The following is a 24467-nucleotide window of genomic DNA, read 5'->3' on the forward strand; positions in this document are numbered from 1 at the left end:
ACTTTATAAGGTATTTTCAATCTACTGACTTTATATTTATATCTTATGATAATTTCTATTTACGGTAGTTTTTTTGCATGTTGCCCAACGGTTTGGGTATGGTTTAGTGGCAAATTTTCGGAGAGAATTTCTGTCCGGCAGGACGAAATTAAATGCGAGAATCCGCCCGACAAAAAAACAACCAAGCCCGCCATTAATTATACACAGTGTTAGCCCCTGTACTCTTCTATAATTAGAGTTCTATTTGAATTTTAACTTTTCCACCCAGTCCTTTTTCAACAATGTCATAAAGGGTTTTTAAAGTCAAGTTGCTACCATTATTTTCTACACGTGATATATATGTGCGTTTTTTATCTACTCTGTCAGCAAGTTCTGTTTGTGTTAGATGTTTTTCCTCTCTTGCTTGGCGTAATAAAAGTCCTATTTTAAAAGATTCAAAATCACGTTCCAGTTCGTCACGTCTTTCTGTACCTTTTTCACCATATACATCATTCTTTATTTCAGACCAACTTTTAGTTTTCATATTATTCACCCTTTCTTTTTTCGTCAAAATACTCCATCATTAATTTTTTTGCTTTTTCAATTTCTTTCTTTGGTGTTTTCTGTGTTTTCTTCTGAAATCCATTAAGTAAAATCACCAATTTCCCTTTGTCAAAAAAGCAAAAGACTCTCCAAATATCTGAAGCCAATTTTACTCGTGCTTCATAAAGTCCGTCAGTTCCAGTAATTGCTTTAAGATATTGAGACGGTATTCTTTCGTATGTCTCAATTATTTCAATGACTTTAAATATTTTGTCCTGAACTTTAATTGTTTGGTTTTTCAGGAAGTCTTGAAAATAATTTTTATATGCAATTACTTCTCTTACTCTATTCACACAGCAAAGGTAACTTTAAAGTTACAAAAAGCAAAATATGAACTATTTCTGAATTTCTATAATTATGATTTTTTTTAGTTGTGAAAATGTATAGGGGCTAACGGTCACTTGTATGTGGCGTGGCAGAGTGCGTGTGCTTTCCTGTCTCAGGACCCACCGGTTTTGGAGCGGGGTAGATCGCTGGAATTTGCACTACAACTGCCATGATCACATACAATTTGTTAACAATAGTGCTTTAATAATTCGCAATCAACGACTCATACGGAATATTCATCTTGTCATGAAGTTTGCGAATCATATTTATATTTAGTTTTCTCTTTTTACTAAAAATCTCTGAAACTCTACTTTTGTACCCAAGCACATCTGCTAAATCTTTTTTTGTCATGTCCATTTGTTCCATTCTGAACAATATCGCCTCAATTGGATCTGGTGCTTCAATAGGATAGTTCTCATCTTCGTATTTTTCAATTAGTATTGATAGAACTTCTGCTTCATCTCCCTCAATAGAATTAATGGGTGCATGAAATATTTTCTCAAGTCTTTGAAGTGCTTGATTATAATCCTCTTCTGTTTTTATAGCTTTAATATTCATAATCTTAAATTTTGTCTGCGTTTATTTTGTCATACTCTTTATGTGTCCCAATAAATAGGATAAATACCCATTGTCTTTCATAATTTATGTCGACTATTAATCGATATTTATTGCCACAAATATTAAAAACAACTTTCCCATTTTTTAAGATACTCGATTTCGCATATTCATCTTTAATATCGTTTGGGGTTTTCCAATCGGCTTTTGAAGCTTCTTTATACCAAGTCTTTAATTGTTGCTCTGAGTCGGTATATTTCTCCCAAAAATCACGAAGTATCTTTTTTGCAATTACTCTCATTTTTTATCTTTATCAAACAAAGATAATTAAAAGTTACCAGTTTGGTAATTTAGAGTTGTTTTATTTTTGTGCAGAATGTTTTTTTAGCATTATTGTGTAGAGTAGAGCCTGATAGCTTACTCCCATTATTACTTCTAAAAGTAGCAATAATAAGTAAACTATCAGCGCCCCCTTCATCAAACCGTACGTGAAGTTTTCCCTCATACGGCTTACCGATAGAGTTCTTCATTGAGCTTTCGCAAGGGTTTTCAAGCGTGCATACTTTTCCAAGTCTAACAGCCTTTTGCTTTGTACAAAAGTACTGTATGGTCGCTGGCGAAGCGACTTGTGCGCTTTACGTCCTTTGCTTTTGAGCCATTTAAATAGTTTATAATCCAAGTGTTTGATGATAACCTTTATGGTTTCCCAAATGTGCGTTACCTTATTTATAGAGAAATAATTAAGCCAACCTATTAATAATGAGTTGAGCTTGTAAAGCAAAGGTTCAATCTTCCAATGCCTACGTTTTGCTAAAAGCTCACGAATGTTGGCAAAGAGTTTACTCCTTGATTTCATACTCGGGCGGACGTTGGTATAGTTCTTCCTGTTCCAAGCGAATTTGGAGCGGATTACCCTGAACTCAAACCCCAAAAAGAATAGGCTTTTCTTATGCACATGCAAAATAGTTGTCTTTTCCTTATTGATGGTAAGCCCCATCCGTGTCATTAATGAATCGATATGTGCTAATATTTCTCTGCTGTAATAGTAAGTTCCCATAAGCACAAAGTCATCGGCATAACGCACAATTCGTATGTTTGCTTTGGAGAATTTACTCTTTGAATTATTGACTATTCGGTCAAAAGCATGTAGGTAAATATTCGATAACAATGGACTAATAACCCCTCCTTGCGGCGTACCTGCTGTACTCGACAACAACTTTCCGTTCTTTAATTGTTTTGGGGCTGTTAACCACTGTTCGATAATATCCAGAATTCCTTTGTCACTGATGCGTTCTTTAAGCAGTACAAACAGTTTATCGTGAGGAATGGTATCGAAGTATTTCGATAAATCTGCATCATAGATGAAATGATGTCCATCGTAGATATTCTGTTTGATTTGCTTGATTGCATCCTGTGCCCCCCGTTTGGGTCTAAATCCATATGAAGTAGTAATAAAGTCGGCTTCTCAAAGTGGCTCAATCAGCATCTTAACAGCCATTTGTGCTACTCTGTCTTTTATGGTGGGAATACCCAACATGCGAAACTCACCTTTCTTCTCCTTCGGGATTTCTACCTGACGAACAGCCTGACTTCGGTAGGTATTGGTACGAAGTTCTGTTTGCAACTCCTTGAGGAATTTGGATACACCATATTTCTCAATATCTGCAAACGACATCTTGTCAACTCCTGTGCCTTTGGAATAATTCTGTTTTACTCTACGATAGGATTCCTCTATCACATAGTCTAAGCTCATCTTGTCGCTTAAACTATAAGCTTTAAATTCCTTGTCTTGCTTGGCTCTAACGTATAGCTTCCTTTGGAATTCACGAACTCTTTCATCGGTCAGAAATGACGATGGACTTACTAATAGACTTGCGTCAATATAGGTCGTTCTGTTTTCCATATAAGCTTCTCTAAAGTAGAGCCCCTTCCCTATGCAGCGTTTTGTTGTCGCTACAGTCTGTGGTACTATGGGCTCCTCCGACTTCTCTTGTTTCCTTGCTGAATTTCGCTATGCTTATATCAGCCTGTTTAAGATTGCCAAACTTTAAAACAAGAGTCCTCCCACGTTCCGTAATAATCCATCTATAACCACGCCATCCCTATGACTCCGGTAGACCGTTGTATTTCAAATTGCTGTTAATTCATACAACGTAACAGGGTTCGAAGACCGTCAAAACTCTCCCCATCTACTGATACACTTCTCGAAGCTACCACGGGTTCACGCTTGCGCATTACGGCTTGGTCATTTGAACATACCGAGCTTCAGCGAAGACCCTCACGGGCTTAACTGTCGGCAGCTCTTCTAAATGAACAGCAAATTATTTAGGTAGGATTTACACCTACTGGATTACCACAGCTTCGTGGCACACTAACGTTGGCGGTATGAGTAGTTTGGCACTTTACAACACCATATTCATTAATTCCTCTCAACCTAATTAAAAAGCTCAAACCTACGCAAATCACTTGCAGCCAAATTACTTATTACCGCGTGTTGGCTGCTGGTGTTTATTTAATTAAATCTCACCCTTTGCTTGTTCAAGCTCTTCAAGGAATTCAAAGATATTAGAACTCGGATTCTCATACAATCTTGTTTGTTTTGCTCTCTTATTAGCTTCATTTTGTTTTGTATCCAGCTGCTGTTTCAATTTGTCGTCAATTAACCCTTTCTTATAAGTATTGTGGTTTCGATTACACAATTGGCGTATACACTCGGCTTCACTAATAGATCCAGTTTGATTTTTGTAGTGAAGTAAAAACCAATATTCAATAGTAGGATTAGTAGCTAATAATTTTCCTTTCTTAATAGCCTTCAACCGATTTAAAACATCAGGTACATCTGCATCATAGATTAAGAAAGTTTTATCTTTTATATGTGTTTCCTTTTTATTTTTATGCCTTTCTATCAAATCATCACTAATATTTTGACCAATTATTTTTGGAATTATTTTAAAAGGTAAACGATATTTCGCTTTCAGATAATAAATAAATGCCTCTTCTGTTTCTCCCTCGCAGAAAACCCAGAATTTTGGATTAACTTTTTTGCCTTTAGGAGCTTTTCGTTTTCTACTAGCCATCTATTAATTGTTTTAGGTTCTTGATCGAATCATTAACAAAAGGAACAGCGTCAAAACGCCCTTGCAGATATGCTTTTTCTAAATCCATTGTGTCACGAAAATCACTATAATCATACAATGAGTATAAATCAGTTGAAGCATCTTCCTTTTTGTTTACAAAATAAAATTGGTCTTTTCGAAATTTCTTTAAACTCAAGAAGCGAGTATTATGCGTCGTACAGATAAGCTGTGCCTTACCACTTGCTCTAAATAAATTAAAAATATACTCAATTATATCAGTATGTAAACTATCTCCAATTTCATCAACCAACAATACTTTATTATTTGCTATGATGTCAAGAATACTCAACATAACAATAAACAACTTTTTTGTACCAGCAGATTCCTCTGTAAATAGGTCAAAACTAATGCTAGGATCCGCTTTATGAAACGTTTTTATTTGCAATTGCTCCCTCATTGTATCTTCCATTCGAGCATCTTTCAGTTCTGTACCTGTAAAGCTTACATTCAAAGCTTTTCCTTGTGCTTTAATCTTTTTTACTGTAATATTAACAATATCACTATCTGCTATTTGCAGGGCTTTTAGTAAATGTGGCTTGTATGCTTTGAATAAATCATCTATCTGTCTTTCATTATGCCCTAGATAACCTAATATAAAAGTATTATTAAAATACATAAACAAATCTTTTGCTATGTCTCTATCCATTTGACTAGCACGAGATAAGTATAAAGTTTTATCTGATGTACTTTCCGCTACATCCAACGGTCTTTTTATGTCTGTCCCGAAATTGTACTTATCTTTTTTTGTTTTCCCTTTACGTTCATCCCGTGTAAAAATCTTCTTTATTCTACCTTTGGGGTAATAATGTAAAGATTCTGTAACAATCTTATCTTGCATTACAGAAAAAGAATATTCATACTCAATGTCATTAACCACAAAATTGATGAAAAAATTACTCGGTTTATTTTCACAATTACCGAATTTGAATTTGCGATAATTAAACTTAATATTTCCATTGTGATTAGTTGAATTTAAAATCATTGCACAACAAAATCTAATAGCTTTAATAATATTACTTTTTCCTGATGCATTAGCACCGTAAATAGCTATTGTTTTAAGGACTTCTTCATTGTCAAATGAAAAAACATTATCAGAAAGTTCTTTTACATTTTTACTCTTAAGACTAGCAGCTTTCATATCAATAACTACTTCGTCTTTAATTGAGAAAAAATTACTTAGCCGAATTTCTAAAATCATTTTAGTATCATGTTTTGTAAAATATTTTCAAATATATAGAATAAAACATTTAAAATCGATTTTTGTTGTATTTTTAAATTGTCTATTATTTTTAAAATTGACTCTCTTTTCAAACTGGTTACACGAAAGTATAGACTTACACTTGCAGCCAACGTATGTGTAAATGCATATTGTGTTTATATCTATTATGTCGACATTTGTTTAATTATCAGTTATTGAGTTATTTATGTTCCGTAATTTGGTCTAAAGGGCTTTTTATATTTGCAAGAGATCGTTTGCTTACATGTGTGTAAATTTCTGTTGTGGTACTCGATACATGACCTAAAAACGTTTGAATGTATCTAAGGTCGACACCATGTTCTAATAAATGAGTTGCAAATGAGTTGCAAATGAGTGGCGTAGCATATGTGGAGTCACCTTTTTGTTTATTCCTATTTTTACAACATCCATCTTCCGGTGTTGTGCTAAAGAGAGGATTATTTTGGGCTTTACAGGCATCAAATCATGTTTTTATATATACAAATATATAAAATCTGTTTATATCCAAGTGTTTGTAAATTCTATTTTTGTGGGGTGATGAAGTTAATCTCTGTCGTCAATTTGGAAAAAACGGTCTATACCCACCCTGTGAAAACGGCCATACCCGTTCACTTTTTTTAATCAGCTATGAATTTACAAAAAATTATTCATTCTGTTATTTACGCCTTGTATCTCCTTTAAGATCGAAGCGGTATGCGGTATGTACGATTCTACCCATAATGGCATCGGCAGCCGCAGTGTTCGACAACATTACATCGTACCAGCCTACAACCTTTAACTGGCGCATGATAATAGTGGAATTTCTTGCGTGTTGGTCTTCAATAAGCTCCATAAATTCCAGTAACTGTTGGCCATCCATTTTTCTTACAGCAAAATCATCAATGATGAGCAGATCCATTGGCTCATTCGTTTAGGTTTTCCTGCCATAATCGGCATCAGTTAGTAGTTATGACTCCAAAAGTAGAACATAGAAGTTCTCAGTTATAAAATTCTATATTTAAGATTTTTCTATTAATAGTTATCTTTCATTTGAATATTAAACTATCAATAAAACGACCGCAGGGCAGGCCAGAACAATAGCCCCGGGGCCGGCGTTGGCGAGAGAGCTTCAAGGGCGCACTCGAGGTGGTAGTGTGGCTGGCCTAGCGCGAAAGAAGAGTGTGCAGGATGGAATTGGAGCTCGGTGCGGATTGATAGCGATCTATTGTTCTAGACTTTTTTGGTCCTTTTTGTGGCAATGACAAAAAGGACATGACGATAATTTTCAATCAATGAGTGATTCTCATTTGAAAGCTCAACTATCAGGTTAACGAGCGCAGGGTTGGCCAGAACAATAGCGCCGGGGCCGGCGTTGGCGAGAAGCTTGAGGGTGGCGAGTTGTTGGAGTTGTTATAGTTGGCGAGTTGGTAAAGTCATGGAGTTGTTGAGTTGTGTTTTTCATTTAATCGACATCTTCCATTTGCATAAGAAACTATCAGTTAGTGTATTGCATGGTTGGCCAGAACAATAGCCCCGGGGCCGGCGTTGGCGAGAGAGCTTCAAGGGCGCACTCGAGGTGGTAGTGTGGCTGGCCTAGCGCGAAAGAAGAGTGTGCAGGATGGAATTGGAGCTCGGTGCGGGTTGATAGCGATCTATTGTTCTAGACTTTTTTGGTCCTTTTTGTGGCAATGACAAAAAGGACATGACGATAATTTTCAATCAATGAGTGATTCTCATTTGAAAGCTCAACTATCAGGTTAACGAGCGCAGGGTTGGCCAGAACAATAGCCGTGGTCGGCGGCGAGAGCTGTAACCCGGAAAATGCATTAGAAAATCTATTACGCCTTTAAATGGCTTCAAAAGAAGTCACTACGTTACTTTTCTTCAACTCACCATAGTAGTTGCTATGCCTCGTCTCAGAAAAGCCTTCTTTTTTGTAGTAACCATGATGCCACAGAAAATGCAGCAATTATGGACTCACTACTGGGATGCTGCAAAGCCAGTGATGTAAATCCTCGCGAATGGCTTACGGATGTATTTTCTAAGATGGCGTTATACAACAGTAGTTATGATTTAGACTTGGCTGATCTTTTACCGCACAATTGGAAAAAGTCTAATAGTTGTCAGAATATTCCAAAAAACACCCACTAATTTCGATTAATTCCAAAAGATTCCAGTAAAACTTAGAGAATTCCAACGCTCCAATCGACATCCGGATTGGAGCATTTTTTTACTTTTGCAATATGTAGCAGACCGCATATTTACGGATTATACACCTGCAAAATTGTTTAAGAACCATTACATCCGTTACAAGTTTATTACCAAAGAGGACGAGAAAGCCGATCAAAAGCAAGTAATTGCTCCTTTAAACAGACCTCTTCATAAATGCATCGCTAGTGCCAATCTACTGGGAATGATCTTTACCAATAAATACCTCTACCACTTACCGATTTACCGCACCCGCCAGATGCTCATCCAAATGGGAGTTACCATTCCGGACTCCACGCTGGAATCATGGATAAAACTTGGAGCCAATTTATTGCGACCTTTATACGTGGTACATCGATTACATGTTTTCAGGGAAATTTATCAGATGATCGATGAATCACCAATAAAAGTGCAGGATCGCAACAAAAAAGGAACGTGTCATCAGGGGTACATGTGGGTTCGGTATGCCCCATTGTCAAAAAGCGTCCTGTTTGAGTACTACAAGAGCCGATCGGCCAATGGCCCCATCGACGACTTGAGTTCGTTCCGTGGATTTGTTCAAACCGACGGTTATAGTGGCTATACCTTTTTGGCAAAAAAAGCAGGACTGACTCATTTATCATGCTGGGCACATGCCAGACGGTATTTTGATGCCGCACTGAAGAACGATCAGGAACGGGCCTCGCACGTGCTAAGCCTCATTCAGCTTCTCTATGCCATTGAGGCCATTGCACGGGAACAAAATCTATCCCATGAGCAACGGCATGCTCTGCGGCTGGAAAAAGCTCTGCCTGTAATTAACGAAATTGGAGCATATATTAACAAGCACAAAGGATCTGTAATACCAAGAAGTCCTCTGGGCAAAGCTTTTGAATATTGCAAAAATCGCTGGACAAGCCTGCAAAACTATCTTACCAACGGAATGCTGGAGATAGACAGCAATCTGGTTGAGAACTCTATTCGCCCTTTGGCTCTGGGACGTAAGAACTATTTGTTTGCCGGTTCACATGATGCTGCCAGAAATATCGCAATGTTCTACAGCTTCTTTGGAACTTGCAAGAAACTTGACATTGATCCGCAAAAATGGCTAAAGTACGTCATGGAAAACATCCACATTACACCCGCCGAAAATTTCAAAGAACTTTTGCCGCAATTTATTGATAAAAGTTTGCTTCAGGAATAAGTATTTGCTCGGGCGGATACGGTCAAATTGAAATAATCCATATCAAATTGATTTGTATTTTTAATATCTATTTCATCAATTGCTGTCACTAATTCTGGTCTCATTGTCCATTCGAAGTGTTCACCTTTATACTTCCCAGTCATTGCAATAATCCAAAAAGAGGATTCCCCATCAGTTCCTATAACTTCAAAACGATTAAGCTTTTCTGGGTAGCTTTCGCAAAGTTGGTTATAGTGCCATTAAACGACTGAGGGGATTTATTATGTTTAATTCCAAGCTCTTTACAAGTTGATTTATGTTCAGGTTCAGAATGAAATTTCAATAAGACATCTACATAATTCTTATTCATTATGGATTTGTCCTGAAGTATATTTTTCCATTCATCAACTGTCACATCAATATCACATTTATATTCTCCGTCTTGTTTTATTACTTTTTTTATTTCCATTTTCAGGTTTTATGCTTGGCACTGTCTTTTTTAGCATTAGCGATAACGACTCACATAAGAATATGTAGCCGATTGCGGGCTTCATTCCTGTCAAGTTGCAAGAAAGTTGAAGCGGGCTACAACCCTTTATATCACTACTGTTTCGGCTATAATTTTTATGCATTGTTGCCAGTAGTTGTTACTCATTTTTCTTTAAAATACCTTCATGCCAACACATCCAAATGAGCCAACTGTTTAAAGCTTTAATTCCTTTGTCATTAATCCAGTCAATTTTATTCTCGCAAAAATCATGACATATTACCTCTATTTCATCACCTGTCAATTGTAAATCAGGTTCTGTGAATTTATATATATAATCATAAACCATGCTTTGTATTGTATTAAATTCAAGAATTAGTTCTTTAAAATCCACTATTCCATTACTTTTCGCATAATCAATAAATTTATTCTCAGAATTTCCCATTGGAGCAGAGAATTGGTCTAGAAGTTCATTTCTATCAATCATTATAAATCAGTAATTTTAAATGTCCTATCATGTTTTTGAAAGCATCTCTCTATATCATTGTGGTTTCCTAGCTTAACATCTAATTCTGAATACTTAATAATCACAAATGAATGAGTTGATAAGTAATCCATAATCGCTTTCATTCTTGTTTTGAAAAATCCTTGACCAGAAGCTACTTGAAATGCTTGAAAAATTTCATCAATGTATTTAGAGTCAATTGAACCTTTATTGTTATCTAGAATCTCATACATTTCCTCATAAACATTTTTGTTGTAATCCATTTGCAAATATTATTCATCATCAAAAATATAATCAGTCCGACTCAATGCTCTGGAGAAATAATCTTTGTATTTATTTCTGAGAAGTCAATTAAAAACTGTCGGTTTTTTTGTGCATTAGCTTTTTCATTATCGGTCAATTCAAGCAAAATAGACAAATCTATAAAACTCTGAGGTGAATAAGGAAAATCTGCGAACCAATTTCCTTCAGCAGACTCATATAGTGTGAATCTCCAGTTTTCCGAATCAATCTTTTTTAATTGCATCATGTCTTTCTTCAATTACTGGGTAGAGTAGAGCCTGATAGCTTACTCCCATTATTACTTCTAAAAGTAGCAATAATAAGTAAACTATCAGCGCCCCCTTCATCAAACCGTACGTGAAGTTTTCCCTCATACGGCTTACCGATAGAGTTCTTCATTGAGCTTTCGCAAGGGTTTTCAAGCGTGCATACTTTTCCAAGTCTAACAGCCTTTTGCTTTGTACAAAAGTACTGTATGGTCGCTGGCGAAGCGACTTGTGCGCTTTACGTCCTTTGCTTTTGAGCCATTTAAATAGTTTATAATCCAAGTGTTTGATGATAACCTTTATGGTTTCCCAAATGTGCGTTACCTTACTTATAGAGAAATAATTAAGCCAACCTATTAATAATGAGTTGAGCTTGTAAAGCAAAGGTTCAATCTTCCAATGCCTACGTTTTGCTAAAAGCTCACGAATGTTGGCAAAGAGTTTACTCCTTGATTTCATACTCGGGCGGACGTTGGTATAGTTCTTCCTGTTCCAAGCGAATTTGGAGCGGATTACCCTGAACTCAAACCCCAAAAAGAATAGGCTTTTCTTATGCACATGCAAAATAGTTGTCTTTTCCTTATTGATGGTAAGCCCCATCCGTGTCATTAATGAATCGATATGTGCTAATATTTCTCTGCTGTAATAGTAAGTTCCCATAAGCACAAAGTCATCGGCATAACGCACAATTCGTATGTTTGCTTTGGAGAATTTACTCTTTGAATTATTGACTATTCGGTCAAAAGCATGTAGGTAAATATTCGATAACAATGGACTAATAACCCCTCCTTGCGGCGTACCTGCTGTACTCGACAACAACTTTCCGTTCTTTAATTGTTTTGGGGCTGTTAACCACTGTTCGATAATATCCAGAATTCCTTTGTCACTGATGCGTTCTTTAAGCAGTACAAACAGTTTATCGTGAGGAATGGTATCGAAGTATTTCGATAAATCTGCATCATAGATGAAATGATGTCCATCGTAGATATTCTGTTTGATTTGCTTGATTGCATCCTGTGCCCCCCGTTTGGGTCTAAATCCATATGAAGTAGTAATAAAGTCGGCTTCCCAAAGTGGCTCAATCAGCATCTTAACAGCCATTTGTGCTACTCTGTCTTTTATGGTGGGAATATCCAACATGCGAAACTCACCTTTCTTCTCCTTCGGGATTTCTACCTGACGAACAGCCTGACTTCGGTAGGTATTGGTACGAAGTTCTGTTTGCAACTCCTTGAGGAATTTGGATACACCATATTTCTCAATATCTGCAAACGACATCTTGTCAACTCCTGTGCCTTTGGAATAATTCTGTTTTACTCTACGATAGGATTCCTCTATCACATAGCCTAAGCTCATCTTGTCGCTTAAACTATATGCTTTAAATTCCTTGTCTTGCTTGGCTCTAATGTATAGCTTCCTTTGGAATTCACGAACTCTTTCATCGGTCAGAAATGACGATGGACTTACTAATAGACTTGCGTCAATATAGGTCGTTCTGTTTTCCATATAAGCTTCTCTAAAGTAGAGCCCCTTCCCTATGCAGCGTTTTGTTGTCGCTACAGTCTGTGGTACTATGGGCTCCTCCGACTTCTCTTGTTTCCTTGCTGAATTTCGCTATGCTTATATCAGCCTGTTTAAGATTGCCAAACTTTAAAACAAGAGACCTCCCACGTTCCGTAATAATCCATCTATAACCACGCCATCCCTATGACTCCGGTAGACCGTTGTATTTCAAATTGCTGTTAATTCATACAACGTAACAGGGTTCGAAGACCGTCAAAACTCTCCCCATCTACTGATACACTTCTCGAAGCTACCACGGGTTCACGCTTGCGCATTACGGCTTGGTCATTTGAACATACCGAGCTTCAGCGAAGACCCTCACGGGCTTAACTGTCGGCAGCTCTTCTAAATGAACAGCAATTATTGCCATAAGCGAACGCAGAGCCAAGTTTACTTGGGCTATGCTGAGCGAAGCAATAATCTTTTAACAAAATTATTTAGGTAGGATTTACACCTACTGGATTACCACAGCTTCGTGGCACACCAACGGCCACGTATAAGAATAGTAGCCGACTGCGTGGTACTTTCCTGTCAAGTTACAAGAAAATTGGAGCGTGCTACAACCCTTGAATTTACTGCTATCTCGGCTATTATTTTTATACATTGTTAGGCAAAGTAGTTATTTAGGTATTCATCTTATTTTCAAAGTCTTTAATCACTTTGTCAAGTTTTTCTCCAAACACCAATTTAGCATTATCATATGTCTGGTTACCAAAAAACTCAATATATTTTTCTCTACCAAAATTATCAATCAACTCTTTCACAAATAACCCAGACAATGGATATGTCAGTTCCGCTGGATAACCTTTCCAGTCTGTCCAAATGTCCTTAATTGAAACTGATTTGTTATTGTTTTTCAACCAATCTTTTACAATTTTCTCTTTATCTTGATTAGTTTGGTCAAAACAAACAGCCGTACCTTCATTTATCAATCCAGTCTTATTAACCATCTTAGTAGAATAGTTTGAAATTATATGTGTCATTTCATGTCCTTTTGTTTGCTGAAAATGCGAATGTAAAACACAAAATCTGGGCTTGGCAAATCCTAAATTAGCTCTTAGCAACCTTTTTGCATCATCTCTTGAGTCCCAAACGAAAAAGTCAATCTTTTTAGGAATTTCACTATCAAAAAAATCATTAATGTTTAGAAACGCTTCCTGTCTTGTTGAGACATATCTTTTAATATCATTATCAGTCATGTTCTGAAAGTGGAATCTAAAGTTATCAGTTTCAACAATTTTCCAAGTTTTATAAAATTCATTAAACCCAAAAAGCAGAGCTTGCCCGTAAGCATTATTAGTGGCATTTTTTGTTGCATTCAGTTTTATACATTGGTTAAGCGAAGATTCAGAATCATTATAATCTTGCACCATAAAATAGCAAGTCCCAAGATAACTTAGTGCCCATGCTTTTCTCCATGAATTATTTTCGTCCTTAGTTACTACAGTCTCAAGAAAAGTGAGCGCATTTTTAAATTCTCCGATGTCTGCATATGAACGTCCAATAATTAAATTTAAGTCGATATTATTTGGCTCATTTTCAAGAAATATTTTTGCTTTTTCTATAGCTGATTTATATTTCTGAGAATTATATAATTTCCATAAATTGTCAACTTGGGAGTTTTGTCCAAATGCAATTATGCTTATTAGTATTAGAAATGATGTAAAAATTTGTTTCATAATATTTTTGCTTTTATCTGGGTTACGGGTTTTTCTATTTTGCCTAACTTATAAGGATTTTATCCTTTGTTCGACCAAGATAAGTAAAAAGTTGAACATTGATAAATATCCAAAATTATGATTGCTAATATTTATTAGTCATGAAGGATAAAATTACGTTGAACGAAGGCGGCCTAACCTATGCACATTTCATCTAGTTCTTTTTCTTTGTAAACGCTCTGATCCTAATATTTCTCTGTTATTTATACAACATTCTTTCATCAGCATGTTAATTTCGTTTGGTTTAAGGCATAACAATCCCGTTACACCCACATGAACGGTTGTTTTATTTGCATCCATGAAACAAAGAACGTTTTATCTGCTTAATGTCATTCTAGTTGGTGCAATATCCTTGTGCGAACCATTATGCCTTTATTGCATTTGGGGCATATGCAAGGATCCTTTCCTATTAATGCTCTTAACACTTCATATGAGGTAAGGCCTTCGAGGTTTGACAACCACATATTTTCACCCACTAGTGCAATTACCTGTTCTCGTTTACCATGTATATGTACCGTTGCAAGTATGCCAACATATCTGATTTTAAAGAATCCGCTAGGTAAGACGTGATGTATAAAACGCCTCACAAATTCAAGTTGATTTAAGGTCATTTGTTTTTGCTTGCTATTTTGTCTGTAATCTTTATAGGTAAAGCTCACTTGCTTGTCCGATAAAGATGTTAGCCTATTATTAGATATAGCTACCCGATGGGTGTATCTGCCCAAGTATTGTAATACACTGTTGATACCCCCAAACGCCTTTTTACAGTATACATTCCATCGTTTACTGTACAGTTCTGATTTCAACATTTGAGCTCCTTCAAACTCCTTAGGTAACCTCAGTTTTTCCTTGATCAGTATTTTTTCGAGTTGCTTAACTAGTATACCTCTAAACATGCCAGACAATGCCTTTACGGGCACAAAGAACTTCTTGGGCGAAGCAACCCATTCCATACCATCCGTAGACAGGCCGCCAGCGGGAACCAGCATATGAATATGGGGATGATACATTAATGTTTGCCCCCAGGTATGCAGTACACATAGTGCTCCAACATCAGCACCTAAAAATGAAGGATTGCGTCCTGCATTTGTAAAGCTTGGGAGGCAGAACGAAACAGTAAGTCATAACATGCTTGTTGGTTGATGTAAAACAATGGATGTAGCTCCCTTGGTATGGTAAATACAATATGAAAGTAGCGTCCGGGCATTAATCGACTAGTGAGCTTATTGACCCATTGCTACTGCTTTAAATACTGACACTTGGGGCAATGTCTATTGCGACAAGAGTTATAGGACTGTTGACTGTAACTACAGCTGCTGTTATTACAATACGCAATATGACCGCCTGCTTCTGATGTACGGCACCTTGTTATAGCTTCAATAGCTTTTGTTGTTCTTTGTTCAACCTTAACTTGGTAGCAATATCATCTTGACAGCTCCTCACAACATCGGCCACTTCTATTTTCTGTTTACTATTTTCGGTGTGACTCATGGCTGTGCCTGTTTTATTGGAATTAACAAATTGGGAACTTCGCCAAGGTAAGGGTGAGCCAAATGAAGATAACCTGAGGTTGTTTTTAGTGAACTGTGTCCCATCAGTAACTGCAACCGTTTCAAATTGATACCTCTTTCAAGCATATGAGTAGCAAAACAATGTCGTAACACATGAGGCGATACGCCTTTATTTATACCTACTGATAAGGCAGCACGTGATACTATCTTACGAAAACTTGTTGCGGAATATTTCTTCCCTTTTTTAAAGCCCTACAAAAAGATACTTCGAAGGACGATACTGTTTAAAATAAATTCTGAGTTGTTCTAATATATCCTCTGGAAGTGGTACTTCTCGGCTTTTATTACCCTTGCCCTTTATGCGTACAACCAAACGTGCCGAATCTATTTGCTCAGGCAACAAACTTAGAGCTTCTTCGCACCGCATGCCCGTTGCATAAGTCAACATCATTAATGTACGATGTTTGACATTATATGAACTTGTCACCAAACGATAGGCATCTGACTGAGACAAAACCGTGGGTAGTTTCTTCGCTACTCTTGGACGCTTTATCTTAATGCCATCCCACTTGTTCCCAAGTATATCCACCCAAAATATTTTCCAGGCACTAATCATTTGGTTGATGGTACTGTTCGAAAGCTTTTTTCTTGAAGAAGATAATAGCAGAAATCTTTTACTTCCTGATGACTAAGTGTTGACGGAGACCTCCTGTAATACTTTGCCAAAATCGAGAGCATAGATACATAAGTATCTACAGTTCTCTCACTGTAACCGCGTAAGCGCATTTCTTGAATGACCTGCGCGCGTAATGTTTTTTTTTCATCTTATAAAGTATTAATGAATAATACTTTAAGTTACCACTTTTCTAATTAGCGACGAAGGAGCTTTCGTTCAACATATGTATAAATGCATATTGTGTTTATATATATTATGTCGATATTTATTTAATTATCAGTTATTGAATTGTTTACATTCTGCAATTTGGTCTAAAGGGCTTTTTATATTTGCAAGAGATCGTTTGCTTACGTGTGTGTAAATTTCTGTTGTGGTACTCGATACATGACCTAAAAACGTTTGAATGTATCTAAGGTCGACACCATGTTCTAATAAATGAGTTGCAAATGAGTGGCGTAGCATATGTGGAGTCACCTTTTTGTTTATTCCTATTTTTACAACATCCATCTTCCGGTGTTGTGCTAAAGAGAGGATTATTTTGGGCTTTACAGGCATCAAATCATGTTTTTATATATACAAATATATAAAATCTGTTTATATGCAAGTGTTTGTAAATTCTATTTTTGTGGGGTGATGAAGTTAATCTCTGTCGTCAATTTGGAAAAAACGGTCTATACCCACCCTGTGAAAACGGCCATACCCGTTCACTTTTTAAATCAGCTATGAATTTACAAAAAATTATTCATTCTGTTGTTTATGCCTTGTTTCTCCTTTAAGATCAAAGCGGTATGCGGTATGTACGATTCTACCCATAATGGCATCGGCAGCCGCAGTGTTCGACAACATTACATCATACCAGTCTGCAACCTTTAACTGGCGCATGATAATAGTGGACTTTCTTGCGTGTCGGTCTTCAATAAGCTCCATAAATTCCAGTAACTGTTGGCCATCCATTTTTCTTACAGCAAAATCATCAATGATGAGCAGATCCATTGGCTCATTCGTTTAGGTTTTCCTGCCATAATCGGCATCAGTTAGTAGTTATGACTCCAAAAAGTAGAACATAGAAGTTCTCAGTTATAAAATTCTATATTTAAGATTTTTCTATTAATAGTTATCTTTCATTTGAATATTAAACTATCAATAAAACGACCGCAGGGCAGGCCAGAACAATAGCCCCGGGGCCGGCGTTGGCGAGAGAGCTTCAAGGGCGCACTCGAGGTGGTAGTGTGGCTGGCCTAGCGCGAAAGAAGAGTGTGCAGGATGGAATTGGAGCTCGGTGCGGATTGATAGCGATCTATTGTTCTAGACTTTTTTGGTCCTTTTTGTGGCAATGACAAAAAGGACATGACGATAATTTTCAATCAATGAGTGATTCTCATTTGAAAGCTCAACTATCAGGTTAACGAGCGCAGGGTTGGCCAGAACAATAGCGCCGGGGCCGGCGTTGGCGAGAAGCTTGAGGGTGGCGAGTTGTTGGAGTTGTTATAGTTGGCGAGTTGGTAAAGTTGTTAGATAGTTAGGTCGTTAGGATGGCGAGTTGGTAAAGTCATGGAGTTGTTGAGTTGTGTTTTTCATTTAATCGACATCTTCCATTTGCATAAGAAACTATCAGTTAGTGTATTGCAGCGTTGGCCAGAACAATAGCGCCGGGGCCGGCGTTGGCGAGAAGCTTCCTTGGGCGCACTTGAGGTGGTAGTGCTGTTGGCCTAGCGCGAAGGAAGTGTGCGCCGGACGGAAAGGGAAGTTGATGCAGGGCAGGTAGTGATCTATTGTTCTAGACCTTTTTGGTCCTTTTTATGGCAATGATAATAACGAAGTTATCATGAGGACCTTTAAAAATATACCTTTCCGAGTAAAAAGGACATTAACGCAAGTTTCAAAAGCAAAGAAAAATATCATATAAATTAGAAACATTGCTCTCAATTAGATAACGGAAGTACCAATGCTGCAGCAGAATCTTTCAATGCAAAAGTAAAGGATTTCAGAATGCAATTCAGAGGTGTTGTTGATGTAAAATTCTTCTTATTCAGATTAACAAAAATATTTGCATGACAACTATAAACAACATTTACACCCAACTTTTGGCACTGACCCATTGTAACCAATGAACAAGGAAAACCACTATCAGGTGCTAATGTTGCTATTAACGGCACTAATCATGGAACGGCAACAGATGAACAAGGTCACTTTCAAATTACCAATATAACCAAAGGCTCGCACACATTTGTAGCTTCTTATATTGGTTATCTAAATGTTTCAAAGCAAGTTTTTGTTGATGCGAAAAAAGTAGTTGATTTTTCACTTCAAAAAAACCAATCCGAGTTGCAAGAGATTGATGTACAAGAGGAAAGCATTCATCCTACAGAAGAGTCTTTGAAAGTTATGGCGCCCTTAAAAGACATTCCTATTACTACTTCAACCGTTACCAGATCTTTACTTGACCAACGTCAGGTTTGGAATTTAAACGAAGCCGTAAAATACACAACAGGTATTTCTCCAAGTCTTAATTACGGAGGATTTCAAACTTTTACTATGAGGGGATTTCGAGGTCCGGTAATAATGGTGGATGGTGCCAGGGATGAGCGTATGAACCTCTCGAACAGTGCACCTGTTACTTCGTTAGCTTCGGTTGAAAAGATAGAATATTTAAAGGGACCCGCAGCCATATTATACGGACACTCTGCTGTTGGAGGTATTTTAAATATTGTACGCAAAAAGCCTACAGAAGCTTTTACGGCTAATATGACAGCTACATACGGTAGCTGGAATACCAAGGAAGTTAATGCTGGTGCAGGTGGAGCAATTAATAGCAAGCGATAAGCAACTATATGCCCAAGGAGATTTTCCGAAAGGTTATAATCGTGAGCAACGATACAACGATCCTGCTGATTTCTTAGATCATGAAAACTATAACCTTTCAGCTCGCTATATTCATAACTTCTCCCCCACTTCTAAACTGAAATTTCAGGCGGATTATGCTCATGATATCATAGATTACTTTTCAACAGAGTACTTGCCATTTCTAACAAGCGACGATCCCATTTATGATACTTATTATTTAAGTGGAAATAGTAGAAAATATATCTGTCTTGACTCATTACAAAGAGAATTTCCTCTAAGGTTTTCGCATCATACAAATACTTATCAAAACTATCTTGATTATAGTTTTCAGGTAAATACCGGTTCCGTTGAGCACAAAATTTTAGCAGGGTATTATTTAATTAATATTGATAGAACTACATATAAAGGATACAATGTTGGAGAAGATGTAAATGGAGACGGACTGTTTGCCAATATTGCTTATGAAAACCCAATATTAAATCAGGGCGATTTACAAACAAAATTTTCCGCTGCTAGTATTTACAACGAGTTATTAAATAGTTTTTACGCTCAGGATCTTTTAAATATCAGCAATAAGCTAAAAGGTTTAGTGGGTATTCGTGCGGATATTTATCATATGACTTATCAATCCGCTTCTGTAGATGAAAGTACCCATACCTATGACCATAGCGCCAAAACAAAGCAAAACGAATTCGCCTTAACATACAGGGCAGGGCTTGTATATCAGCCAATTGACGATTTATCTTTATATTCTTCTTATGCTAGCTATTTTCGACCAAACAGAACGTCATACAATCCAAATTATATTTATGTAGATAGAGATGGGAATACATTTAAACCCGAAGATGGCGAGCCTTTCTTTGAACCAGAATCTGGATATCAATTGGAAGGTGGGTTAAAGTATAACTACAATTCTAAACTTCAATTAAATGCCAGTGTTTTTTATATACAAAAAAACGATATTGTTGAAAGCTTAGGAAAAACAGAAGATGGTACAAATGGCATCATATTTTAGGATTTATCTTTGGGTTATTTGTCTTTACCTTTACATTTAGTGGTTTAATGTCTCTGGCAAACATTCCGGAATGGATGATACCTGTAAATGATAAAACTGATTATCGCAATATGCTATTCTCAGAGTCGGTGGATATTGATGCCTTTCAATTACCTCTGAAAAAAGCGCTGCAGGAAGAAAACCTAAAGAATGCAAAAAATATAGTTTGGAAAAAGTTCGCTGGTCAACCCTATTACCTTATTTATTCCGAAGACTTATATAATCCACAGATTGTAAACGCTCATCTATCGGATTCTGTCGGTTTTAAAAAGTTCACAAAGGACGAAGTAATAATCTTTTTAAGCAAAGACTTAAACATTCCTGTATTAGAAACTCAATGGCTTACTACATCGGATGAATACTTTAAGTATAAAAACAAGAACTACAATTCCATTTTAAAAGTTAGCTTAAACAATACGGATAACACTATTTTATATCTTGATTTAAATAATCTGAAACTATTAAAAGTATCCAATAAAAACACTCGCCTGCGCAGATGGCTATACAAAGGGCTTCACTCCTTCGATTTTTCTTTTTTCGAAAAATACAGATGGCTAAGAGAAACATGGCTGATTCTCCTGAGTATTGGAGGGACCATTATTAGTTTAACCAGTTTAATTTTAGGTTATAGGTATTTTGACCGTAAAAAGAGCAAGTATTTACGAAAACGATTTTGAGGTCATTTATCATGAATCTATACTTGCTTTCGTTGTGATTTGCCCATGCGCTTGATATTCCAGATTGCTGCTGGTTACGAAGATTGTAACGATTGTAATGATTTGCGTAGCGACATGGTTTTTAAGGCGTGTGCCGACCGGCTACCCCAAAGTGGTACATATTGGCTTCACAACCTACCATGAGCAGATTGGAAAACACCGTAACAAACTAGGATTTGTATCGCATAGGAGAAGCATTGCTGGATTCATTTATGACTTCTTATGCAAGCTTTCCCAGAATAATTATTATCGATTGCGACGACACCAATAACAATACGTGCGGACAACAGGCGTCAAAGTGCATATTTTTTTGTGAAAAATATTTTTACCCAGCCTTGGATTATACTGATTCCCAATAAAACTCTCAACTTACCGAATTAATGATGACAAAACAGACTCATATAAAATTCAAGTTTAAATATTAACTTTGCACATCAATAAAAATCAGAATAAATGCCTGCGATCAACATAGAAGCCAAAATTAAAGACATACTACCCCATATAAAACTGGGATGTATCGAGGCGTCGGTAGATGTACACCCAAGCTCTCCTGAACAAAGCAAATGGATCCATCAACAGCTGGAAAAGATAAAAATAAGCCTTAGCCCGGAATCGATCAGACAAACAACAACGGTAAAAGCCACAAAAGATGCTTACAGAGCATTGGGCAAAGACCCTAACCGCTATCGTCCGGCTGCAGAAGCACTTATGCGCAGAATTGCCAACGGCAAAGATCTTTATCAAATATCCAACGTGGTAGATGTACTAAACTACATCTCTATCAAAACAGGCTTTTCCATTTGCGGATACGATGCACAATTGATTAGCGAGGATATCACCTTGGGAATAGGAGCCGAAGGAGAACCATACGAAGGTATTGGTCGCGGCACTGTCAACATAGACTCATTACCTGTTTTTAGAGATAATCAGGGCGCTTTCGGAACTCCTACAAGCGACTCCACTCGCACCATGATCACTGACAAAACGAGAGATATACTATACATATTCATAAGCTTTAACCATAACAACGAATTGGAACAAGCCATCAGCGAGACAGCAGATCTACTTCAAAAATATGCAATGGCAAGCCATATAAAAACATACTATATTTAATAGATTGATATTATTATTTCATTTAAAAATGCAAAAAAGATGATTGAAATTTGTGCGTTGGCTTCAGGAAGTAACGGTAACTGTTATTACATAGGGAGTGACGAAGAAGCCATCATTATAGATGCAGGGATAAGCCGACGCAAGATAATGGAACGGATGAAGTCCAGAGGTATCGACCCCACTAAGTTAAAAGCGGGCTTTATCACACATGAACACCAGGATCATTACCGTGGAGCCAAGATTTTAAGTAAAAAAGAAGAGATCCCCTTTTACATTTCGGAACAAACATTAAACCGCAGTCATTACACCATGCGTCCACCCCACATCAAGACATTTAGTCCGGGTGATACCATGCAAATTGGTCCTTTTACGGTTCATTCTTTTTCCAAGAACCACGATGCGGCCGACCCATGTAGCTTTAGAGTACAAATCAACGAGCTTAACATAGGTATTTTTACAGATATTGGTGAGGCTTGCGAAAATGTCAAGTCCCACTTAAGCCAATGCGACTTTCTTTTTCTGGAAGCAAACTATGACGAGGACATGCTAGAAAACGGAAAATACCCCGCTTATCTAAAGCAAAGGGTTGCCGGCAATCAAGGTCACCTATCCAATAAACAGGCCGTTGAACTGATAGAAAATCACGCCTCAAAAAAACTAAAGACCATTTACTTATCCCATATATCCGAAGACAACAACCGAGGAGATATTGCGATGGAGGCCTTTGAACACTTGGCTGACAAATATGACATCAACCTAACATCAAGATATGATGCAGCTGAACTAGTAACACTTCAGGACGAATAAAATTTAAAACGATAATACAATGAGAATTCTAAAAGACGAAGCAATTGCAATAGCAGTAGACATTCAGGAAAGACTGTTTCCTCACATCCATGAGCACGAACAACTCAACAAAAACACTGAGATTTTAGTGGATGGACTAAAAGCCTTAGGCATTCCTATGATGGTGACAGAGCAATATAAAAAAGGCTTAGGAGATACCATCGAAAACATCAAAGCAAAAGTAGAAGATTGCCCTACTTTTGAAAAGACTGCTTTTAGCTGCTGCGATGACGCCTCCTTCATGCATAAAATGGAAGAAGGCAGTCATAAAAGGTATGTAATTTTATTTGGTATAGAAGCCCACATCTGCCTGTTACAAACAGCGATCGATTTAAAAGAAAGAGGATTTCAACCAGTCATCATTGAAGATTGTGTCGGATCCAGAAACCCAGAAAACAAAAGAATAGCTATTAGTCGTATGTTACAAGAAGGCGTACTGGTAAGCAGCTATGAATCGATTCTTTTTGAGCTATGTCGTCATGCAGGTAGCGATACCTTTAAGGCTATCTCTAAATTAGTAAAATAAAATAAATAGGAGAACTTAAATAAGGGAGCTTAGGCCACATTGCTATACGTTAAAAAGATAAATAAGGTGTTCGCATTGGGATATTTCTTCACAGACAAGTATTTTGTAAACACATATCAAGACACCAACTCTTCTTACTGAGTTAGCATTAATCTAAGGTCTCTTATTTAACACTCATTCAACAAAATAAAATGCGTAGAATTTTTGGGTTGGGAGAAACAGTATTAGACGTGGTATTCAAAGAAGAACAAGCCTTGTCTGCCAAAGCTGGCGGTTCCGTTTTAAATGCATTGGTTTCCTTAGCCAGAATGGGACACACATGCTATTTCATCTCAGAAATAGGTAACGACAAAGTAGGTGATATCATCCTAGACTTCCTGCATAAAAACAAAATTAACACACAATACATAAAGCGGCATAACGAAGGTCAAAGCGCCCTAGCACTGGCCTTTCTCGATAAAAACAACAATGCTAGCTACGACTTCTACAAAAATTACCCACAGGAAAGGCGCAGGCTATCGCAGCCCGATTTCAAAGAAGGAGACATCGTTCTCTTTGGATCCTCCTATGCCGTCTCTCCTGACATCAGAACGCAAGTGCACCCTATCTTAGACCAGGCAAACAAAAAAAATTGCATCCTACTATACGACCCTAATTTTCGAAAAAAACACGACAGCCATAAGGATTTATATCTTCAATATATCCAAGAGAATATAAGTTTAGCAAGTATCATAAGAGGCAGCAATGAAGATTTTGACAATATTTATCAAGCAGCATCATCCGAACAAACTTATTTAAAGATCCAAAAGCAGTGTGCTCACCTCATCTATACAGCCCATGCACATGGAGTATTCATGCACAGTGGTCATATGCAAAAACACTACCCAGTTCCGCCTTTAAAACCTGTTAGTACCATTGGTGCCGGCGATAATTTCAATGCAGGAATCATTCATGGAATACTGATCAGCCATATTACAAAAAACGACTTGCAGTCATTAAAAGAACAGGACTGGGACTTTTTGATCCAACAAGGCATCCAATTCTCTTCTGAAGTATGTAAAAGACAAGATAACTACGTCCCCCCTGGCTTCAGCACCTCCATAAAAAGATAATTACAAAAAGACGAAACCCAATAATAGACAAGCAATAACATTATGTACCTATCATAACAGC

Annotated in this window: 29 protein-coding genes and 5 pseudogenes; 10 read left to right on the forward strand and 24 right to left on the reverse strand. The window is 37.1% G+C overall.

All coding sequences use genetic code 11. From position 1 onward, the window contains the following. Nucleotides 1-232: 232 nt before the first annotated feature. The 11 genes from CYTFE_RS0113455 to CYTFE_RS0113495 form a co-directional block, all read right to left on the reverse strand. The gene (locus CYTFE_RS0113455; protein WP_027472187.1) at nucleotides 233-523 is read right to left on the reverse strand and encodes a helix-turn-helix domain-containing protein; all 291 of its coding nucleotides are present in this window, start codon (nucleotides 521-523) and stop codon (nucleotides 233-235) included. A gap of 1 nt (nucleotide 524) precedes the next feature. Continuing rightward, nucleotides 525-875, reverse strand: a complete 351-nt coding sequence (locus CYTFE_RS0113460) for a type II toxin-antitoxin system RelE/ParE family toxin (RefSeq protein ID WP_027472207.1) — start codon at nucleotides 873-875, stop codon at nucleotides 525-527. A 235-nt stretch (nucleotides 876-1110) separates the two neighbouring features. Continuing rightward, nucleotides 1111-1467: a helix-turn-helix domain-containing protein gene (locus CYTFE_RS0113465; protein ID WP_027472208.1), complete on the reverse strand. Its 357-nt coding sequence runs from the start codon at nucleotides 1465-1467 to the stop codon at nucleotides 1111-1113. A 4-nt stretch (nucleotides 1468-1471) separates the two neighbouring features. Further along, nucleotides 1472-1765: a type II toxin-antitoxin system HigB family toxin gene (locus CYTFE_RS0113470; RefSeq protein ID WP_027472209.1), complete on the reverse strand. Its 294-nt coding sequence runs from the start codon at nucleotides 1763-1765 to the stop codon at nucleotides 1472-1474. 49 nt (nucleotides 1766-1814) lie between these two features. Further along, on the reverse strand, nucleotides 1815-1994 hold the full coding sequence (locus tag CYTFE_RS0113475; protein WP_027472210.1) for a hypothetical protein: 180 nt from the start codon (nucleotides 1992-1994) through the stop codon (nucleotides 1815-1817). After that, nucleotides 1991-2917, reverse strand: a complete 927-nt coding sequence (locus tag CYTFE_RS30780) for a reverse transcriptase domain-containing protein (protein WP_262505585.1) — start codon at nucleotides 2915-2917, stop codon at nucleotides 1991-1993. Before CYTFE_RS30780 ends, CYTFE_RS0113475 begins: the two co-directional genes overlap by 4 nt. A gap of 12 nt (nucleotides 2918-2929) precedes the next feature. Then, a complete protein-coding gene (locus tag CYTFE_RS30785) occupies nucleotides 2930-3367 on the reverse strand; it encodes a reverse transcriptase family protein (RefSeq protein WP_211238178.1) in 438 nt (145 codons plus the stop codon). A gap of 613 nt (nucleotides 3368-3980) precedes the next feature. Beyond that, a complete protein-coding gene (locus tag CYTFE_RS0113485) occupies nucleotides 3981-4541 on the reverse strand; it encodes an RloB family protein (RefSeq protein WP_027472211.1) in 561 nt (186 codons plus the stop codon). Further along, nucleotides 4534-5799, reverse strand: a complete 1266-nt coding sequence (locus tag CYTFE_RS0113490) for an AAA family ATPase (protein ID WP_027472212.1) — start codon at nucleotides 5797-5799, stop codon at nucleotides 4534-4536. The genes CYTFE_RS0113485 and CYTFE_RS0113490 overlap by 8 nt, the downstream gene beginning before the upstream one ends. 220 nt (nucleotides 5800-6019) lie before the next feature. Then, nucleotides 6020-6190, reverse strand: coding sequence for a tyrosine-type recombinase/integrase (locus tag CYTFE_RS31950; protein WP_407689942.1), 171 nt, complete (start codon nucleotides 6188-6190; stop codon nucleotides 6020-6022). Between the two features lie 303 nt (nucleotides 6191-6493). Further along, on the reverse strand, nucleotides 6494-6736 hold the full coding sequence (locus tag CYTFE_RS0113495) for an ATP-binding protein (RefSeq protein WP_027472213.1): 243 nt from the start codon (nucleotides 6734-6736) through the stop codon (nucleotides 6494-6496). A gap of 1052 nt (nucleotides 6737-7788) precedes the next feature. Between CYTFE_RS0113495 and CYTFE_RS31525 the strand changes: the two genes are divergently transcribed. Continuing rightward, on the forward strand, nucleotides 7789-7968 hold the full coding sequence (locus CYTFE_RS31525; RefSeq protein WP_027472214.1) for a transposase domain-containing protein: 180 nt from the start codon (nucleotides 7789-7791) through the stop codon (nucleotides 7966-7968). A 115-nt stretch (nucleotides 7969-8083) separates the two neighbouring features. Continuing rightward, nucleotides 8084-9208 (forward strand): annotated as a pseudogene (gene tnpC, locus CYTFE_RS26505) (IS66 family transposase); the annotation flags it as partial. Nucleotides 9209-9386: 178 nt separating this feature from the next. Here tnpC and CYTFE_RS0113515 read toward each other — a convergent pair. The 13 genes and pseudogenes from CYTFE_RS0113515 to CYTFE_RS0113575 form a co-directional block, all read right to left on the reverse strand. Next, on the reverse strand, nucleotides 9387-9656 hold the full coding sequence (locus tag CYTFE_RS0113515) for a hypothetical protein (RefSeq protein ID WP_027472215.1): 270 nt from the start codon (nucleotides 9654-9656) through the stop codon (nucleotides 9387-9389). Between the two features lie 178 nt (nucleotides 9657-9834). Then, complete coding sequence (locus tag CYTFE_RS0113520; protein WP_027472216.1) at nucleotides 9835-10161, reverse strand: hypothetical protein; 327 nt, start codon at nucleotides 10159-10161, stop codon at nucleotides 9835-9837. Then, complete coding sequence (locus tag CYTFE_RS0113525; RefSeq protein ID WP_027472217.1) at nucleotides 10161-10442, reverse strand: hypothetical protein; 282 nt, start codon at nucleotides 10440-10442, stop codon at nucleotides 10161-10163. Before CYTFE_RS0113525 ends, CYTFE_RS0113520 begins: the two co-directional genes overlap by 1 nt. Nucleotides 10443-10483: 41 nt before the next feature. After that, nucleotides 10484-10708 carry a hypothetical protein gene (locus CYTFE_RS0113530; protein WP_044214532.1) on the reverse strand — a complete coding sequence of 75 codons (225 nt, stop codon included), beginning with the start codon at nucleotides 10706-10708 and terminating at the stop codon, nucleotides 10484-10486. Nucleotides 10709-10716: 8 nt separating this feature from the next. Beyond that, entirely contained in the window at nucleotides 10717-10860 is a 144-nt protein-coding gene (locus CYTFE_RS30025; RefSeq protein ID WP_154665673.1) for a hypothetical protein, read from the reverse strand. Beyond that, nucleotides 10857-12233, reverse strand: a complete 1377-nt coding sequence (ltrA, locus tag CYTFE_RS0113540; RefSeq protein WP_027472219.1) for a group II intron reverse transcriptase/maturase — start codon at nucleotides 12231-12233, stop codon at nucleotides 10857-10859. Before ltrA ends, CYTFE_RS30025 begins: the two co-directional genes overlap by 4 nt. A 680-nt stretch (nucleotides 12234-12913) precedes the next feature. Beyond that, a complete protein-coding gene (locus CYTFE_RS0113545; RefSeq protein ID WP_027472220.1) occupies nucleotides 12914-13969 on the reverse strand; it encodes a tetratricopeptide repeat protein in 1056 nt (351 codons plus the stop codon). A gap of 368 nt (nucleotides 13970-14337) precedes the next feature. Next, nucleotides 14338-15499 (reverse strand): annotated as a pseudogene (locus CYTFE_RS32170) (IS91 family transposase). Then, nucleotides 15496-15753: pseudogene (locus CYTFE_RS31960) on the reverse strand (tyrosine-type recombinase/integrase); the annotation flags it as partial. The pseudogenes CYTFE_RS32170 and CYTFE_RS31960, both read right to left, overlap by 4 nt. Nucleotides 15754-15763: 10 nt before the next feature. Continuing rightward, a complete protein-coding gene (locus CYTFE_RS31535; protein WP_027472221.1) occupies nucleotides 15764-16135 on the reverse strand; it encodes a tyrosine-type recombinase/integrase in 372 nt (123 codons plus the stop codon). After that, nucleotides 16132-16317: pseudogene (locus tag CYTFE_RS31965) on the reverse strand (phage integrase N-terminal SAM-like domain-containing protein); the annotation flags it as partial. The pseudogene CYTFE_RS31965 and the gene CYTFE_RS31535, both read right to left, overlap by 4 nt. Before the next feature lie 154 nt (nucleotides 16318-16471). Further along, entirely contained in the window at nucleotides 16472-16750 is a 279-nt protein-coding gene (locus tag CYTFE_RS26520) for a tyrosine-type recombinase/integrase (RefSeq protein WP_044262805.1), read from the reverse strand. Nucleotides 16751-16933: 183 nt separating this feature from the next. Further along, nucleotides 16934-17188, reverse strand: a complete 255-nt coding sequence (locus CYTFE_RS0113575; protein WP_027472222.1) for an ATP-binding protein — start codon at nucleotides 17186-17188, stop codon at nucleotides 16934-16936. Nucleotides 17189-18292: 1104 nt separating this feature from the next. On the opposite strand from CYTFE_RS0113575, the pseudogene CYTFE_RS31970 reads away from it, so the two are divergent. The 8 genes and pseudogenes from CYTFE_RS31970 to CYTFE_RS0113615 form a co-directional block, all read left to right on the forward strand. Then, a pseudogene (locus tag CYTFE_RS31970) lies at nucleotides 18293-18520 on the forward strand (carboxypeptidase-like regulatory domain-containing protein); the annotation flags it as partial. Next, nucleotides 18521-19018: a TonB-dependent receptor plug domain-containing protein gene (locus tag CYTFE_RS0113585; protein WP_027472223.1), complete on the forward strand. Its 498-nt coding sequence runs from the start codon at nucleotides 18521-18523 to the stop codon at nucleotides 19016-19018. Next, nucleotides 18993-20054: a TonB-dependent receptor domain-containing protein gene (locus CYTFE_RS0113590; RefSeq protein ID WP_152541772.1), complete on the forward strand. Its 1062-nt coding sequence runs from the start codon at nucleotides 18993-18995 to the stop codon at nucleotides 20052-20054. The genes CYTFE_RS0113585 and CYTFE_RS0113590 overlap by 26 nt, the downstream gene beginning before the upstream one ends. Nucleotides 20055-20101: 47 nt before the next feature. Beyond that, nucleotides 20102-20770, forward strand: a complete 669-nt coding sequence (locus tag CYTFE_RS0113595; RefSeq protein WP_027472225.1) for a hypothetical protein — start codon at nucleotides 20102-20104, stop codon at nucleotides 20768-20770. Nucleotides 20771-21262: 492 nt separating this feature from the next. Next, nucleotides 21263-21922, forward strand: a complete 660-nt coding sequence (locus tag CYTFE_RS0113600) for a B3/B4 domain-containing protein (RefSeq protein WP_027472226.1) — start codon at nucleotides 21263-21265, stop codon at nucleotides 21920-21922. Between the two features lie 39 nt (nucleotides 21923-21961). Then, nucleotides 21962-22729, forward strand: a complete 768-nt coding sequence (locus CYTFE_RS0113605) for an MBL fold metallo-hydrolase (protein ID WP_027472227.1) — start codon at nucleotides 21962-21964, stop codon at nucleotides 22727-22729. A 19-nt stretch (nucleotides 22730-22748) separates the two neighbouring features. Continuing rightward, on the forward strand, nucleotides 22749-23294 hold the full coding sequence (locus CYTFE_RS0113610; RefSeq protein WP_027472228.1) for a hydrolase: 546 nt from the start codon (nucleotides 22749-22751) through the stop codon (nucleotides 23292-23294). 191 nt (nucleotides 23295-23485) lie between these two features. Next, nucleotides 23486-24406, forward strand: coding sequence for a PfkB family carbohydrate kinase (locus CYTFE_RS0113615; protein WP_027472229.1), 921 nt, complete (start codon nucleotides 23486-23488; stop codon nucleotides 24404-24406). The last annotated feature ends 61 nt before the right edge of the window (nucleotides 24407-24467 follow it).

The sequence above is a fragment of the Saccharicrinis fermentans DSM 9555 = JCM 21142 genome (assembly GCF_000517085.1).
Lineage (GTDB): Bacteria > Bacteroidota > Bacteroidia > Bacteroidales > Marinilabiliaceae > Saccharicrinis > Saccharicrinis fermentans.

Excerpts from the sequence above, each read along its gene's own strand:
- CYTFE_RS30785 (WP_211238178.1), bottom strand. The coding sequence starts at position 3,367 with ATGGAAAACAGAACGACCTATATTGACGCAAGTCTATTAGTAAGTCCA.
- CYTFE_RS0113520 (WP_027472216.1), bottom strand. The coding sequence starts at position 10,161 with ATGATTGATAGAAATGAACTTCTAGACCAATTCTCTGCTCCAATGGGA.
- ltrA (WP_027472219.1), bottom strand. The coding sequence starts at position 12,233 with ATGGAAAACAGAACGACCTATATTGACGCAAGTCTATTAGTAAGTCCA.
- CYTFE_RS0113525 (WP_027472217.1), bottom strand. The coding sequence starts at position 10,442 with ATGGATTACAACAAAAATGTTTATGAGGAAATGTATGAGATTCTAGAT.
- CYTFE_RS0113530 (WP_044214532.1), bottom strand. The coding sequence starts at position 10,708 with ATGATGCAATTAAAAAAGATTGATTCGGAAAACTGGAGATTCACACTA.
- CYTFE_RS30025 (WP_154665673.1), bottom strand. The coding sequence starts at position 10,860 with ATGAAGAACTCTATCGGTAAGCCGTATGAGGGAAAACTTCACGTACGG.
- CYTFE_RS0113490 (WP_027472212.1), bottom strand. The coding sequence starts at position 5,799 with ATGATTTTAGAAATTCGGCTAAGTAATTTTTTCTCAATTAAAGACGAA.
- CYTFE_RS0113595 (WP_027472225.1), top strand. The coding sequence starts at position 20,102 with ATGTCTCTGGCAAACATTCCGGAATGGATGATACCTGTAAATGATAAA.
- CYTFE_RS26520 (WP_044262805.1), bottom strand. The coding sequence starts at position 16,750 with ATGCCTGTAAAGCCCAAAATAATCCTCTCTTTAGCACAACACCGGAAG.
- CYTFE_RS31525 (WP_027472214.1), top strand. The coding sequence starts at position 7,789 with ATGGACTCACTACTGGGATGCTGCAAAGCCAGTGATGTAAATCCTCGC.
- CYTFE_RS0113470 (WP_027472209.1), bottom strand. The coding sequence starts at position 1,765 with ATGAGAGTAATTGCAAAAAAGATACTTCGTGATTTTTGGGAGAAATAT.
- CYTFE_RS0113495 (WP_027472213.1), bottom strand. The coding sequence starts at position 6,736 with ATGGATCTGCTCATCATTGATGATTTTGCTGTAAGAAAAATGGATGGC.
- CYTFE_RS0113545 (WP_027472220.1), bottom strand. The coding sequence starts at position 13,969 with ATGAAACAAATTTTTACATCATTTCTAATACTAATAAGCATAATTGCA.
- CYTFE_RS0113455 (WP_027472187.1), bottom strand. The coding sequence starts at position 523 with ATGAAAACTAAAAGTTGGTCTGAAATAAAGAATGATGTATATGGTGAA.
- CYTFE_RS0113475 (WP_027472210.1), bottom strand. The coding sequence starts at position 1,994 with ATGAAGAACTCTATCGGTAAGCCGTATGAGGGAAAACTTCACGTACGG.
- CYTFE_RS0113465 (WP_027472208.1), bottom strand. The coding sequence starts at position 1,467 with ATGAATATTAAAGCTATAAAAACAGAAGAGGATTATAATCAAGCACTT.
- CYTFE_RS0113600 (WP_027472226.1), top strand. The coding sequence starts at position 21,263 with ATGCCTGCGATCAACATAGAAGCCAAAATTAAAGACATACTACCCCAT.
- CYTFE_RS0113485 (WP_027472211.1), bottom strand. The coding sequence starts at position 4,541 with ATGGCTAGTAGAAAACGAAAAGCTCCTAAAGGCAAAAAAGTTAATCCA.
- CYTFE_RS0113515 (WP_027472215.1), bottom strand. The coding sequence starts at position 9,656 with ATGGAAATAAAAAAAGTAATAAAACAAGACGGAGAATATAAATGTGAT.
- CYTFE_RS0113610 (WP_027472228.1), top strand. The coding sequence starts at position 22,749 with ATGAGAATTCTAAAAGACGAAGCAATTGCAATAGCAGTAGACATTCAG.
- CYTFE_RS0113605 (WP_027472227.1), top strand. The coding sequence starts at position 21,962 with ATGATTGAAATTTGTGCGTTGGCTTCAGGAAGTAACGGTAACTGTTAT.
- CYTFE_RS31535 (WP_027472221.1), bottom strand. The coding sequence starts at position 16,135 with ATGATTAGTGCCTGGAAAATATTTTGGGTGGATATACTTGGGAACAAG.
- CYTFE_RS0113575 (WP_027472222.1), bottom strand. The coding sequence starts at position 17,188 with ATGGATCTGCTCATCATTGATGATTTTGCTGTAAGAAAAATGGATGGC.
- CYTFE_RS0113615 (WP_027472229.1), top strand. The coding sequence starts at position 23,486 with ATGCGTAGAATTTTTGGGTTGGGAGAAACAGTATTAGACGTGGTATTC.